Origin of the sequence: Pseudoxanthomonas sacheonensis, from assembly GCF_031455975.1 — a bacterium.
GTDB lineage: Bacteria > Pseudomonadota > Gammaproteobacteria > Xanthomonadales > Xanthomonadaceae > Pseudoxanthomonas_A > Pseudoxanthomonas_A sacheonensis_A.
The window spans coordinates 188,205-202,151 of record NZ_JAVDTT010000002.1 but is presented as its reverse complement, the minus strand read 5'-3'; the positions used below and the strand labels follow the sequence as shown (position 1 = coordinate 202,151).

The 13,947-nt window shown below is 55.4% G+C and carries 8 protein-coding genes and 1 pseudogene; 3 read left to right on the top strand and 6 right to left on the bottom strand.

Annotated elements, in window-relative coordinates; translation table 11 throughout:
- Positions 1 to 34 precede the first annotated feature (34 nt).
- Positions 35 to 4,723 carry a hypothetical protein gene (locus tag J2W94_RS08050; RefSeq protein WP_310091990.1) on the top strand — a complete coding sequence of 1,563 codons (4,689 nt, stop codon included), beginning with the start codon at positions 35 to 37 and terminating at the stop codon, positions 4,721 to 4,723.
- Between the two features lie 465 nt (positions 4,724 to 5,188).
- Here the strand turns inward: J2W94_RS08050 and J2W94_RS08045 are convergent, their stop codons facing one another.
- Genes J2W94_RS08045 through J2W94_RS08035 form a run of 3 tightly spaced genes read right to left on the bottom strand, consistent with a single transcriptional unit; the run spans position 5,189 to position 8,331 of the window.
- Entirely contained in the window at positions 5,189 to 6,604 is a 1,416-nt protein-coding gene (locus tag J2W94_RS08045; protein ID WP_310091988.1) for a hypothetical protein, read from the bottom strand.
- Positions 6,605 to 6,614: 10 nt separating this feature from the next.
- Positions 6,615 to 7,718: a hypothetical protein gene (locus J2W94_RS08040; protein WP_310091985.1), complete on the bottom strand. Its 1,104-nt coding sequence runs from the start codon at positions 7,716 to 7,718 to the stop codon at positions 6,615 to 6,617.
- Between the two features lies 1 nt (position 7,719).
- Positions 7,720 to 8,331, bottom strand: coding sequence for a hypothetical protein (locus J2W94_RS08035; protein WP_310091983.1), 612 nt, complete (start codon positions 8,329 to 8,331; stop codon positions 7,720 to 7,722).
- A 410-nt stretch (positions 8,332 to 8,741) separates the two neighbouring features.
- Here J2W94_RS08035 and J2W94_RS08030 point away from each other — a divergent pair, with 410 nt between their 5' ends.
- Complete coding sequence (locus tag J2W94_RS08030; protein ID WP_310091980.1) at positions 8,742 to 9,392, top strand: DUF2971 domain-containing protein; 651 nt, start codon at positions 8,742 to 8,744, stop codon at positions 9,390 to 9,392.
- A 184-nt stretch (positions 9,393 to 9,576) separates the two neighbouring features.
- Here the strand turns inward: J2W94_RS08030 and J2W94_RS18165 are convergent.
- From J2W94_RS18165 to J2W94_RS08015, 3 genes and pseudogenes are all read right to left on the bottom strand, one after another.
- Positions 9,577 to 9,762: pseudogene (locus tag J2W94_RS18165) on the bottom strand (hypothetical protein); the annotation flags it as partial.
- Positions 9,763 to 9,874: 112 nt separating this feature from the next.
- On the bottom strand, positions 9,875 to 11,626 hold the full coding sequence (locus J2W94_RS08020) for an esterase/lipase family protein (RefSeq protein ID WP_310091978.1): 1,752 nt from the start codon (positions 11,624 to 11,626) through the stop codon (positions 9,875 to 9,877).
- 190 nt (positions 11,627 to 11,816) lie between these two features.
- On the bottom strand, positions 11,817 to 13,337 hold the full coding sequence (locus J2W94_RS08015; protein ID WP_310091975.1) for an NAD(P)-binding protein: 1,521 nt from the start codon (positions 13,335 to 13,337) through the stop codon (positions 11,817 to 11,819).
- Between the two features lie 71 nt (positions 13,338 to 13,408).
- On the opposite strand from J2W94_RS08015, the gene J2W94_RS08010 reads away from it, so the two are divergent.
- Positions 13,409 to 13,795, top strand: a complete 387-nt coding sequence (locus J2W94_RS08010; protein WP_310091973.1) for a hypothetical protein — start codon at positions 13,409 to 13,411, stop codon at positions 13,793 to 13,795.
- Positions 13,796 to 13,947 lie beyond the last annotated feature (152 nt).

The following is a 13,947-nucleotide window of genomic DNA, read 5'->3' as shown; positions in this document are numbered from 1 at the left end:
CCGCGGACACAACAATTGAACTGGAAGAATCTACATGGTGGCGAGTGACAACACAGTGCAGGCCGTGACATCACTTCAAGCCGCACTGCAGGCTGAAAGCTCCGGTAAGCTTGAGAGGCTCGCCGCTGACCTTTTCAGCCGGCTGCTTCAAGTCCAGTTCGCCGTTTCCAGGTCCGGTTTTCAACACGGAGGCGATGCCGGTACTTCAGGTCAGCAGGGTCGTCACTTGCGTCTGGAATCCAAGCGCTACGCCGATGTTACTCCTCTCAAGGATCGAGAGCTCCAAGGAGAAATGGATGACGCGCTGAGGCGTGACCCAAACCTGGAAGCCTGGATTCTTGTTTCAACCCGAAGTGTGGCCGAAACAACACGAGACACACTTACCGATCACGCGGAAAAAACAGGGCTGCCGATCTTTGTCATTGATTGGACGCCAATTCCCGGCAGAGTTCCTGATCTGGCAGCCTTGTGCACAGTTGCGCCCGATATCGTCGAGAGCCACTACGGTCGCCAAGTCGCATTGCATGCCAAAAGCCTTACTGATATTGCCAAAAGTGCTGTCGAACGACTGAACCGCGATCTACAGTCTTGGTGCATTGCCTATGACTCCCTCAAGAATGCCGCCGACACTAAGATTTGCAAGATGTGGGCTAGCGACTCCGAAGCAAGAGCCCAGTTTGCACAGAACGTTGCCATAGGGGCGGCCCAGGCGACGATCGAGCGGACAGCGATCATTTCCCAGTTCGAGGCATGGTGGAAATCGCGCCAGGATAGGCCGGCTGTGGCGTTTGGGAATGAAGGCGTTGGCAAGACCTGGGCCGTTTTTCAATGGATGCATCAGGCTTTGCCTTCACTCCCCATCGTCGTGCTCCTGCCTTCTTCATCGCTTCCGGACCTTCGCGGACTGTCCGACGCGAGTGTTCTTGAGTTCATTGCTCGCGAACTGCATAGGCTAACGACCCATCGTTCCGATCAGTTCTGGCGCAAGAGGTTACGCGCACTGCTCGAGCGGCCGGAGGCTGAAGGCCCGGCACTGCTGCTGCTTATCGACGGGCTCAACCAAGAGCCGGAATTCGAGTGGATCAGACTGCTTCAAATCCTGCAGGGCAACCTCTTCAAAGGCAGGGTACGAGTCATCCTGACTACCCAGACGAACTATCTCGAGAATGGCCTTAATAACTTCCACGGGCTGTCGCGAGTACCGACGCGGATAGGAATTGATCCCTATGACATCTCAGAAGGAGGCGAGCTCGATCAGATGCTCGCCCTGCATAAGCTTGTTCGCTCCGATCTCGCTCCGGAGCTCATACCGTTGGCGCGCATGCCACGGCTTTTCCGGCTCGTAGTCAAATTTCGCGAGAGTGTCGCCACCCATGGCGACGTAACTGTGAGTAGGTTGCTGTGGGCTTACGGTCGCAATGAGCTCGGCTTGAGAGAAGGGCGTGTATTCAGCGAGGCCGAGTGGGAGGCTTGGCTCCAGGACCTGGCAAAGAAGGTTTGGCAGGACTATTCCGCGACCGGCATAGCGTCGAGCTCTTTTACAGTCAGCGAGCTATCGGAGGTCGTTTCCCAGCCTCACAGGAACTCCGCCAACAATTACAAGCGATTGAATGAGATCATCGACAACACCTGGATGGAGCCTGTCCCAGACCAGCCGCTTAAGTTCAGGCCTAAATCGGAGACCATCGCTCTGGCGCTCGGACTGGCTCTGATCAATCATCTTGAGTCATCGCCTAGCGACAAGATCGCGGCCAGTCTCGCCCACTGGATCGATCCCATCCAGGCGACCCCGATGGCCGCAAATATTCTGGACTCGTCACTGGCCATTCTGGTCGCCAAGAGTGCCCCCAGCCAGGAAATCGCCAGCTGTATTCTGACCGCGCTCTTGCAGAGTCAGAATGTCTCGGACGTACATCGAAGAGACGTAGTGGCCCTGGCACCTGTGGTGCCCATCTCGTTGATGGATGCTATCGAACGCTCCCACTCTCGTGCACAGGCATCTGCCAGGCACTGGGCCAATACGGCGCTGCAACAGGTGTCGAGCTCGAACCTTGTGGTGTGGGAGAAAGTGTGTGATCGGCTACAAAAATGGGTGTCGATCGTTACTTGTCCTTCACCTGCTGAAAAAGCACAGAATGACGGAAGCGCAGAACACCGTACCAAGCGTCTTATGGAGCGCATTGGTCGCGACGAGGCGGGAACGATGCGAGTGCTTGGCGTACCGCTGCGGCTTCAGTATGCGGGGGAGCCGGATCTGAGCCCCGAGATTCCTCGGCTGCTGCAGGGTAAGCCTCTCGGTATGGCCACCAAGGTCTTTGAGGCTGCAGCGGTCGCCGCTGCAGTCGGGTTGGTCAACAACGGATCCTGGCAGGGATTGAAATGGCTCATTACCTTCGACTCGATAAGTCACCAAACTACGGTAAGCGAGTTGGCTAATATTGCCGATGCGGTGGTGGCAAGGTCTCCGGAATCCGGGGTTCATTCGCAACTGCCGGCTCGCGTTGGGGCTCTCCTGTTATGGCTTACCGGCGAACAAAAGTACGAGGAGAAAGCGGACGCCATAAACCCGCCTCTAGATACTGTGTTCTCCCGTCAAAAGGATTATCTGGATAACCCATCCAACAGCTTTTTCAAGCTGGAGCGCGAACACGTTGATCTGGTCTTACAGAACGACGAATTGAGCATCCTTCGGAAGGCGCAACGAATTCGTCCCTATCTGGCCGACCCGAGATTTGAAGTGCCTGCATCGGTCGAGTCGGAAGTTCGAGCTATTGCGGACCAGTTGGACGTGTCCAAGTTGGATGTGAGCCGCCACTGGTCCCAGGAAGACCACACTTTCGAGGACTTTGAGACTGCAGCTGCGCGATTCGCTCCGGGCGCACTGGCGAGCGCAATTCGGAAGCGTCTCCACGATGTGCCGAATCGTACGGGAGGCGCGCTTCACTGGGGTGCATTGAGGGGTCCCGACTATCTGCTGTTGGCGGGCAAGGAAGAAGGTGAGGCGGCACGCCGCGCGCGCCTTTCTATGCACGATGGCGGCGACCAGGAGCCCTTCGCAAGAATGCAGTTACTTGCCGTAGAGATCGCTTCGCTCCGGGCCGAGGACCAGCTGGATGCGATGGCCTGCGACGACCTTGCATGGCTGACAAATCGTCTTCTGGCAGAAACCGATCCGATGCCGCCTTTTCGGATCGATGAGTTTCTTGAAGCGAAGGGCACGGGAAACCGCCGCGCTATTGAGGCGCTTCTCGACTATCTTGCCACGCACGCCATTGAACTGTCGGCTTATGCCTTCGATCAGCTTTATCCTTTCTCACAGGAAATCGGAGAAGAAAGTCTTCGGATCGTCGCGTTTGTGGCGCTCGGTAACAGTTCTCCTCTGATGTTCGGTCAGAAGCTGTTGTCTTCTGGCTGGAGTGCCGGTGGCGATCAATCGGTCCATGAGATGGACTATGGATCTTTAGCGGTGCTGGCGGCAGCCAAGCATCTTCCTCTTTCTGACCTGCGCAACATAGTTGCTTCGTGGAGACTGCTGCAAGAGGCGAAAGACCGGGGCGCCGATGCGCTGGACGTCAAAGTCGCCGCGGCCGAGATCGACAAGACAGTGATGTTTGCAGAGATGCCGGCAGTGGATATGCCGGCCGTATTCTCAATTGACACTTCTGATTCATTGGGCCGGGTCTCGTTTGAAGAGAAGGAGGACGGCGAGAACGACATTACGCGAGCATTTGATGACGAGTACCAGACAAACAAGTATCGCACGATGCAGAAGGAAGGAGCCGCTTACGTCAAGAGCGCACGTGGCAAAGGGGCGAAACTCTATGCGATCAATTTCCCCCCGGCCAATATCAGAATGTTGGTAGATCATGCTTCCGCCCAGGTCGACTCATGGCTGGAGGGCATGGAGCGATCTTCGGATTCCTTCAGAAAAAGACTCAGCGCGGCGAGTGGTTTATTCCTGGCCATTTGTGAGGTTCTGCTCGAGGTCGATCCGGCAAGAGGCGCAACTCTCTGGCGTCGCCTCAATGCCGAGATGCCGGTCAGGCATGTGGGGTTAGCTGGAATCAATGAGCTATTGCACTTACCGTTCAAGGTGCCGGCAAGCGCCCCCGTTCTTGAAGTGCGCGAACAACTCTTCAGCGTCCGTCGGACCACTACCGAGAAGGATTACCTGGACCTGGTGGTTTGTGCGCTGGTCAATGGCGCGGAAAGCTGGCTAGGGGAAAGAATAGCTGCTGATGAGGGTTCGGGTTCAACCTGGCGCTTGAAGCGAGGGGCCATGCTCCGAGGAATGGCGGAGTTGCCGGTATTGGCAGAGGAAGAATGGCCCGAGGGCTGGTCAGTGGGTACGTTGACGTCCACTCGAAGAGAGGCGGTTGCGAGGAAGTTGGGTCATTCGCTTTCTTACTATTGGTGGGAACAGTACCTTACGGCCACGACCGGCGAGGCGGCGTACGCCGCGTGGAAGGTGTTTCTCACCTGTGTCGATCGCCGCTGCTGGATTTGGTTGACGAAGCTTGTCGCCAAACATCGTGACGCCAATGACACCCATTTGTGGCGCGCCAAGATGCGCCATTTCGAGTTCAACCGGGGAAAACTGGACGCCGCCATTCACGACCGCGAGCGGAAGGGAACCAATGCAATGAACCGTCATCTTTGGGGATGGGACGAGCCCAGTCAGTGGCTGGACATGAGCAAAGTTCGGGATGGCGATCGACCTTGATATGGGGTCCGGGCAAGACAAGGCAAAGTTTTCATCGGGGTCTTTCGCTTTATTGCATCAAATGATGAATGCGGCGTCATGTAGACATTGTCGGAGGCAAATTGTTCGGCCCTTGCAAATCCGTCGGGCGCCACTAGAAAAGCGGCGAGAGCTGTTGGCGAACCAAAATCGGCGGTGCACGTTCTTGCGACCTTCAAGAACTCCTTGGGGATGCCATGGCGAGCAGAACATTGTCACATCATAGGTCCGCCGAAAAATGGTGTGGCGTACCGATCTTTGGCCCCAATGAGCTCAAAACATATGCGTAAATCATGACGCGCAAGCGAGGCTCGGAGCGGCGTTCATCTAGAGGGTCTGAGCATACTACGAAGCTGTGGGCTGGGGAGGGCGACGCCACGAATCCCGAGCGGGCAGTAGTGCGTGTTCGACGTGGCACTGAAGACCAGTGGCGTCGTGAAGAAAACTTCAAAGTGCTTCTGCATAACGATGCGAAAGTTCATTGATGTGGAAGATCTGACGCTTTCCCAGGCCTTTCTCATTATCTTCTATGCGGTTAATTTGTTCGCTAACAAATCGCCTGGCTGATTTCGTCATATTCTTGATATCCGTTGTCGCGGCTCGCACAAGCGCGTAACGAATTTCATTTGCGCCATTTCCTGCTGGTACCTTTTCCAAGTGGTTTGCCAACTTCCGCGCGATCATCGGGTCCGCGGCCTTCATGCTGCGGTGATACAGAAAGCCGCGGACCCGATGATCGCGCAGAAGCTTCATGCGTCCGGGTTCCAAGCACAGATGGTCGTCCAGCGCCCGCACGATCAGGCGATTTGACCTTAGCCAGCCGCGCGCCCCGAGACTGAACTCCGCTTGCAGCTCATAAGTGCCTGGCTTTGCAAACGTCCTTCCAGTAACGCTGTCGAATATGCTTATATCGCGGCACCGCGGGTGTTTCCGGGTTACCTGGACTCTGCTCGGCAGCGCGCAGTACTGTCGTGGAGATCGAAACAATCGTCGTTCTCCATTTGGGTGTGTGATCCATATACGAAACTCCTCGTAGCCCGGATCCAGCCGGTCTGGAACGAAGTGCCGGGTCGACTCCGATCCAGTAACGAACAGGCTCACGTCCAGTTCGACTGGGCTTGAGCAAGGAAACTCACTGGCGGCTGTGCCGATCCTTAGCGAGAGTTGCTGGCCCTGGGAAAGGTTCTCTCTCTGCGCTTCATTGAGCCCAGATACTGGATCGAAGATCGAACCTCCTGGGTGTACTAATGGATTGGCCGTGCAATCTGCTAACCAGTTGCGTTGATCTTCCAGAAAGGTGAAGTAGCTATCATCGTGGGGCTGCGCGACGCGGCTACGCGCCATGAAATTGGCGGTATCGTCGTAGTGGCCGAGATTGAACACATGGCCGAGTTCGTGGATGGCCGTGAACTCAACTTCGCGATCATAGTCGGCCTGGTTGGGGCGGAGTTTTTGAATGGCACCCAGAAAGACCGCGCAGGCCTCACGGGGCGTTCCGGTGATCAGCCGTGATTTATTGGGGTCGTCCTCCGTTGGCTTGCCACGGTCGAACATGATGCCAAACACGTGTCGGTTGAACCGGTAGCGGTCGGCGAGTACCAAGGCGATGCGAGAAATAGGCCTCTGGCCGGGTATGTTGCCGGTGAGGCTGGCAGCAGCGCGATGCAAGTCCAGGGCATCGACCTCACTGACTTCATCTCCCACCAGCGCCGGTTCATCCACATGGCTTATCGGGGTGAGCTTAATGATGCCATTCGAGCCAGTGCTGAAATGACGTTTGAGAAAAGTCGTCGTGCCCTTGAAACCGGCAGGTATCTCTATGGTGCGGCTGGCCATCCCGATATGGCACTCGAGGGCAACCATGATTCGGTCCTCAATCGATAAGCCAGCTTATCTCGATGCTTTCCTGCTGCTTACCAGCCGTCACTTTGAGAGTTACATCGAGACGATAGATTCCTTTGGGCAGCGTGTCAGGTAGCGACACTTCGAGTTGTAGAGGATTATTTTCATCATGGGTGAGTTTGAGTTGATCGCCTGAAAGGATGTTTGCAGTGCCAGCAGCGGGCAGCACAAGGCCGATGCTTGTGATTTCCGTGGGGCTACTCAGGGAGAACCGGATCTTCCTATCCTTGTCCCCCGTCTTGATGATGATTTTCTCGGGGCTGACCTGGATAGGTGCGGTCTGTGGCGTTGCAGCGGAAGCCGCAGTCTCAAACGTCCTCTGGTTCTCGACAGAGACCAACTTGACTCCTGCTCCTGTGTCGTCGGTTAACACTCGAAACAGAACGGGCCCATAGGCTTCAAGAAGGCCTGCGTCTGTAGCATTTGGGTCCATGAATGCACTGAGGGGCTGGTTGGCCGCCGGACTCCCACCTGCAGATACCAATCTGCTTTCTAGTTGCGTGAGTACGAGCTTCTCGTGGTTAATCTCAGCCTTGATATTCAGGACCTCTTCCTGGGTCATCGTGCCAGCGTTGGAAAGCGCGAAGGCGAGCTTGCCTTCAAGCTGGGCAATCTTCTCCTTCTGTTCTCGAACTGCGTTGGCGGCAGCCGTTGCAACTTGCTTGTCCGCTTCAATCTTTGCCTTCTTGGCTTCCTTTTCGTTTTGATCGGCCGTTATCCGGGCATTCTGCAGTGCAGTGGCGGCGGTCGCAACGCCCGCTGGGACTGCAGTGGCGTCAGAGTTCAGGGAGACCTGGGTCAGCATTCCATCCTTGAGCGAAACGTTGAAAGTGGCCTTTGATAGGTAAGACTTCAAATTCAACGAGTACGTGTTGGTGGGGTCGGCCAGATATTTGACTTCCACTATGACAGTGCCATCGGGCTGTGGATTCAAGAAGACGTGAGGCGCCGGCAACGAATAGCGAATTCCTGTTGGATCCTTGCCCTTGGGTCTGCCGCTGAGAACAGTTGTGCAACCGCTCAGCAGCGTCACCAACGCACAGATCCCGAAAGTAATGTGGACGCCAGATCTCATGTCAGTCGTCCTTCTCGGTCGATGCTGCAGCTTCGGGTTTTGCTGGGGGCTGGGGCGCGCCAGATTCTGCTTTATCTTCCTCGGTAGCCGCTTCTTTCGTCACGCTAATCTTCAGATTCAACGGTTTTCCGTCCGGACCCACGCCCTGTCCTCCTACAAGCGTGGTTCCGTTTGCGTCCACTACTATCTTGAAAAGATAAGGAGCAGGAATGATATGCGTCACACCTGATTCTGGCGCATTGAAAGCGGCGCCGATGGCTGCCACGCCGAGGGACTGAATAGTGTCAATCAGAGCCAAGGGAACCGCAGTGCTATCAATCTCTACCGCGGACTTTGTCAACATCCCATCCGTGAAATCCAGCGTGCTCTTGTTGGTCGAAGCGTAGGCATACAGGTCAATCACCCGCTTCTGTGTAATGTCTGGCATCACAATTATCTGGCTGGTGAGGTTGCCCTTTCCGTCGGAATAGACCAGCAAGAAGGGCGCCGGTTCGTAGTAGCGGATACCCTGGACGGTATCTTCATTGGCAGGCGCATCGACGACCTTGAATCCGGCGCAGCCTGATAGCAGGAGTGCGATGCCTGCACACACCCAACGCATAGCTGAAATCATTGCTCTTTCCCCAGTTACGGAGTTTGCCCACTCCCCCGGGATGGCAGCAAAGCTTATGCACGTCGCTCAGTTCGATGCAACGTAAATAATTCACATCTGGATCCGTCTAGCTTCGTGCGTTGATCTGGGCTTAGACAGAGAGAGGGCGATGTCCACCTGGGTCGACGTACCAATGGCTTTCGCGATAGTTTTTGATTGGAATGCCGGATACGAGTGCAGCTATCTGATTGGGCATTCCTATTCTGCTTCGTGTCAGAATGTTGGGCACATCCATGCCGAGAGAAACAGAATTGACTACGCGTACAAGTGAGCTTCTCAAGTTGGGACTGGCCGAAGGACTCTTTCCGCAACAAGTATTCAAGTTCAGAGGTCCTGGCGTCCGGACGATAGACATATTCAAGAACTGCGAGATGTGGTTTGCCGACCCAACTACCTTCAACGATCCTTTCGATTGCCGACTTTCTGAGACCCACTCGCATACACGGGGCGACGTAGAAGATTATGTGACTTCGCAAGGACTGAGTGGACAGGAAGAGGCTGCCATACTTGATCTCTTCGACAGAGATCCTGCTCATATACGAGATATTTCGGTGCGGGCCAGAGACGGAGTCATCAAAAAGAGAGGCATTCTCTCGCTTTCCAAGATCAACGACAATATTCTGATGTGGTCTCACTATGCCCAGAGTCACGAAGGGCTAGCGCTTGGCTTTGACATCTCGAAGGATATGGATTTCTTTTCGATTCCACTGAAGGTGGATTATCAGGCCGAGTACGTCGAGTTGAATTATTTTCGTGATCGGGCGGACACGATCAAGAGAAACCTGTCTACCAAAGCGCAATGCTGGAAGTACGAGGAAGAACTTCGAGTCATGAAGGACGCTGTAGGACTTGTATCTTTCGACCCTGCTTGTCTGATCGACATCTACTTTGGCTGTGCCGCCTCTCCCGACTTCGTCACAGAAGTGAGAACCGCGTGCGCATCTGGACGGCTTTCACATGTGAGGTTCCATCAAGGCAGAGTACGTCCCGGAGAGTTTGCGTTGGACTTTGACGCCTTGTGACCGTTGTATCCATCGTGCTGGACTGAGAGCGGATCGGAACAAATGCAGAGTTTCCGCAGTTGCGGGGTGTTTTCACAGAGTAGCGCGCCTGTTATTTCGAATGTTCTGCAAGGGCACACCAAGCGACCGGGCCGCGATCCAGATCAAGTACGAGGCGGTCGCCTGGTGTATCCACCTAGTCCAATCAATAGAGGAGATTCAACTTCATCCACGCGTTGCGGCCAGGTTCGTTGATGCGTATTGGTTCTGCTGGATAGCCGAAATCCGCGCTGCCCGCCAGATTCAGATGTTCGGTGTAGGCACGGTCCAGAATGTTGTCTATTCCAGCAGTCAGTTGCAGGTTATCGTTAAAGCGGTAGCCGCCATTGAGGCGTTCTTGATAGCTCGCAGATAAAAATCTGCGGCGAAACCTGCCGAATGTGTGAAATATTTACTCTTAGGTGTGAAATATTTACGTCCAACAGGCGGTCCGCGGGTCGGGCCTAGGGCTGAAGGTCTTTGACAGCTCTGATCTTGGCGTCCAGCTCAGGTGTTTGCCGAATCCCGGTAGCGCGGCCGTAGACTGCGGCCGCTTCAGCTGAGCGGCCCTGCTCCTTCAGAATGTCGCCTTCCAATGTCAAGCCGTAATGCCTTAGCGCAGGAACGGCTTGCAAACTGCCCGATAGCTCGGACCACACGGCAGCATCGTTGTCGGGGGCAGTAAAACGGGCCTGGCTCTTGAACTCAAGCGGTACTTCGACATCAGGCGTACGGTGGTTCTTGAATATATTCTTGTCGCCAGATTGCAGCGAAACGGCGCTGGCCAGTACTTGAACGCTTTGCGTGTTGACGATCGCGGGAGATTCGCGCTCTGCGTTACGCAATGCCCTTGCAGCCAGCGTGGGCCAGCCCATGGAGGACAACGTATCTGCGGTCAGAACCCAGCGCACCTCAGGCGATGAACTTGGAAGACGGGTCTCCAATGACTCTCCCGCGACTTCGACAATCTTCTGCTGCTGCTCATCGGACGAAAGGTTCTTGAAAGACTCCTGATTCTCTGGAGCGTTGAGGTAAGCAGAGATGTCCGACATCACACCTTCCGCGGCCTTCTGTGCTCTTGCCTGCTGTGCTTTAGGGTCGAGCACACGCACGATTACGGTACGTGTGGGCATGATAGCTGTTCCAAGGGTGAAGCTGTACTCGTCCTTCCACTCGCCCCGCCTCAGCAAGTCGAACTTGAGCTCTTCCACTTGTCCAGGTTGGATTATCCTCGGGGTGTCAGTGGGAGAGATCATCAGTTTTTCGCTCGATGCAATTCCTCGGGTGTAGCGAACCGGTAGGGCGCTGTGGTTGATAAGCTTTGCCATCGCCGGGCTGTCGGGATCCCTTATGGTGTAGACCAGCTTGTCGCCCTCCACCTTAAAATCCGGCATTTCGACCCTGGGATTGCGGTCGGTTCCGAGCACGAGTGTGAGCGCGTTGACCAGCTTCACGACCGAGTCATGCTCCTGCCGATCCGGCTTGACGATGGACATATGGTCGGCGCCGCCAATAGCGACCCTGGCGCCGTCGCAGAAGCGGGTGGCGCTGAATTGCTTAACGATCGGTATGCCGTAGGTCGATTTGGTTTCGTAAGCGCAGACGACTTGTGGGTGTTTCGGCATGTGCGCCCAGCCGTTGTCCAAACCGATCAGGAACTGGCTGGCTTCGTCCGGCACCATTTGGGCTAGGGCAGGGTTGCGTAAGAATATCTTGCCCAGCGCCGAAGCCTGTGACCCTTCCTGTGGCGTTGCATAAAGCACCATCAAAGGAACTTGGCCAACCCGGTCTGGGTGGTTGATGAGCTCCTGCATCACTATCAACCCTCCCATGCTATGACCCACGAATACGACCGTGTCGTACTCCCATACCTGTTTGTAGTTCAGCCATTCCTCCAGCTTCGCGGCCCCTTGAAACACGTCGAGTGAGCCGCCGGCAATCATGTTGGAGGTGAATCCGAACGCGAACACGTCGATCTTGCTGCCGACATTCGGTGCAGTCTTGATGAGATCGAGAAAACTGGCGCCGTTCTCGTTGGTCCAGGTGCCAGTCGTGGTACCGAACAGTCCGTGCACGAAGACCACCGCCACCTTCGCCTGGGGCGAGGATTGGTGCACCCAGTGGGGGTCGTCTTTAGCGCTCTTGGACAGTGTTGTATCAGGAACAGACTTGCCGGCTTTCGACTCTTCGTCACAACCTGACAACCCGGCCAACATTACAACTGCCGATGCCGTAAGCAGAACTGACAGCAGTCCGTAGGATGAAAAGCGCGATGCCATAGTCTTCCCCTGTCCAGATGCTTGAACCAACGGAGCCCGCCTTAAAAGCCGGTCATGAACTATTTGGACGCAGATTTAGAGTCTACTAGTTAGTAGCAGCGAGAGTTCCCCGGTACCTTTCTAGGCCTTAGTCTTTCTCGGCAACGAAAGGAAGCTCGACCCTGGCCAGCGTGGTGCGCTGTCTGGACATGCTCTTGCTGACCTGAATCATCTGGGCGCCGGGAACCGTGCCCGGCGTGATGCCATAACGGACCGCAATGACGTCACATGGGTGAGTGTGACTGGACGAGGACGTCGAGGCCAGAATCGTCACTTCGTGACTGGAACCCGACTTTGCGTATGCCACTGCCTGATGGTTGAAGTGGACCTCGAAATTGACTCTTCCTGACCACAGGGATGGGTGGGCTTTCTTGCATTCGACAATCAGGTGGACCAGGAAGCGATTAAGGAGATAGGCCTTGTCAAAATAGGGGTCACGTACGAACAGTGAAACCGTGCCCGTCCCGAGGCTAATCCCCGCAGCGACCCGCTGGGCCACGAACTTCTTGCTTGCCAGTTGAAACGACATCTCCCTACAGCAGGTATCGACCGTGCGAAATGCGTTCTTGAGGGTCCAGGTTCCGAACTGGCGGCCTTGCCGGTCAATTGCAAGCAGGTCGGGCGTCACGGAATCAATCGCCTTCTTGACGGCAGGATCGGCCAGCAAGTACTCGATGAACTCCAGCGGATGGCGTCGGCGTGTCAGGATTCTGAGTGAATCCTGCAAGGCGCCATCTCCTCCGCCAAAAATACTCACTCTCAGATTGGGAGTGTTCGGACTCATCAGCGAGTCTTTTGCCCAGAAGTTGGTGCCTAAGAAATTCTGGCCGTTATAGGTATTTCCGAACCTGTCCTTAGCGACAAGTTTTACCGTTTCTTTGCCCATGCCAGCCGCCAACAGTATGTATTGCGGCGCAATGGTTGCTTCCGCTTCTGCAAGGCTGGGCCAGGTGGCGTCATTCCAGTATCCGAATACAGTCGGCTTCGGAGGCGTGTGTTTTAGAAGCCGGCTGATTGTCCGCGCGGACTCGTTGTTTGCAAATTTCTTTACGAAGTCGGAAATTTTCCCCTTGTTGACGTTGATGCAGATAGTAGGTTTGAAGGTGCCGCCGGTCGCGGCGCCCAAACGGATCTTGAGCAGGCGGGTTAGCTTGTTGAAAAGCGCGTTTGCGGAAATGGGGTTTTTCCGGTTCCAACGCAATGGCGAGGATGAGAGGTTGCTCCAGCGGGTTCCCTTATGTCCCGGATAGGACTGGTTGTTGGAAAAGGAACTGGGCCATTCGTACATGTAAGGGCCAACGAAGCGTCCGCTCACGCCCTTGAAAAGCCCGAATGGTTCCGAGCCGGCATCAACGACGAGCACATGTTCGACGCCGCGATCGACAGCTTCCAGGGCAGCGGCGATGCCCGCGACACCGGCGCCGACTATCAACAGTGAATTGAGGTTGGGATCGCCACGCTTTAGGTCCCGTACCACCAATTGCGCACGCACCATCTGATCGCGAATACTGATGTGATGTTGCCCGCTCGATAGATCGAAAACGTTAGAGGCAACTTTCAAGGACAACAGAGACAGGCTATCAACCAGATCTATCGAGTCAGCGTTCATGGATTGGCACCATCGAACAGCGTGTCTACTAGCTCATCAAAATCCTCATCAGCGAGTGCAAACAGAACTGGATGTCCCAGGACTTCGGCAAGACCGCCACCGCCATCACCATCATTTCCATCACCGCCGCCGCCTGGTCGATCACCACCGTTGAAATCGCCACCGTCACCTGGCGGGTCGGGGGGCTGCCAAGAGTCCGCAAGTCCCCATATCGGGAGGCCACTCGATGCTTCACGATCAGCATTGCTTCGGACCAGGCCCAGATCCTCCAGCCTGGAAAGAGCTGCTTCGATCACGGCTACGGGGCTCTCTGGCCAGAAACGTCTTATGTGATACGGATAGTGATATTCGAGGTGCTCACCGCCACCGAGGAGCCTGGAAAGTTCCGCCCATATTTCTGCGGCATGGCAAGCGCTCTGCTTGCGCAGGAGGCGACGTGCGACTTCCAGGACGTCTAGTGCAAAGTCTTCACCGGGTCGAAATGAAGCCATCGTCTGCTACTCCTGGATGTACGCGCCTCAGAAGAATCTTTCTATCGACATTGTCTGGTCAAGCTCCAGCGCTATTGACTACATCTTTGCGAGGAAAAACAACGCGAAACAGTCGGGTC

What these genes read in the sequence shown, in the direction of transcription:
- J2W94_RS08010 (WP_310091973.1), top strand. Translation starts at nt 13,409, where the DNA reads ATGTCCCAGGACTTCGGCAAGACCGCCACCGCCATCACCATCATTTCC.
- J2W94_RS08020 (WP_310091978.1), bottom strand. Translation starts at nt 11,626, where the DNA reads ATGTTGGCCGGGTTGTCAGGTTGTGACGAAGAGTCGAAAGCCGGCAAG.
- J2W94_RS08050 (WP_310091990.1), top strand. Translation starts at nt 35, where the DNA reads ATGGTGGCGAGTGACAACACAGTGCAGGCCGTGACATCACTTCAAGCC.
- J2W94_RS08045 (WP_310091988.1), bottom strand. Translation starts at nt 6,604, where the DNA reads ATGGTTGCCCTCGAGTGCCATATCGGGATGGCCAGCCGCACCATAGAG.
- J2W94_RS08015 (WP_310091975.1), bottom strand. Translation starts at nt 13,337, where the DNA reads ATGAACGCTGACTCGATAGATCTGGTTGATAGCCTGTCTCTGTTGTCC.
- J2W94_RS08035 (WP_310091983.1), bottom strand. Translation starts at nt 8,331, where the DNA reads ATGATTTCAGCTATGCGTTGGGTGTGTGCAGGCATCGCACTCCTGCTA.
- J2W94_RS08040 (WP_310091985.1), bottom strand. Translation starts at nt 7,718, where the DNA reads ATGAGATCTGGCGTCCACATTACTTTCGGGATCTGTGCGTTGGTGACG.
- J2W94_RS08030 (WP_310091980.1), top strand. Translation starts at nt 8,742, where the DNA reads ATGTGGTTTGCCGACCCAACTACCTTCAACGATCCTTTCGATTGCCGA.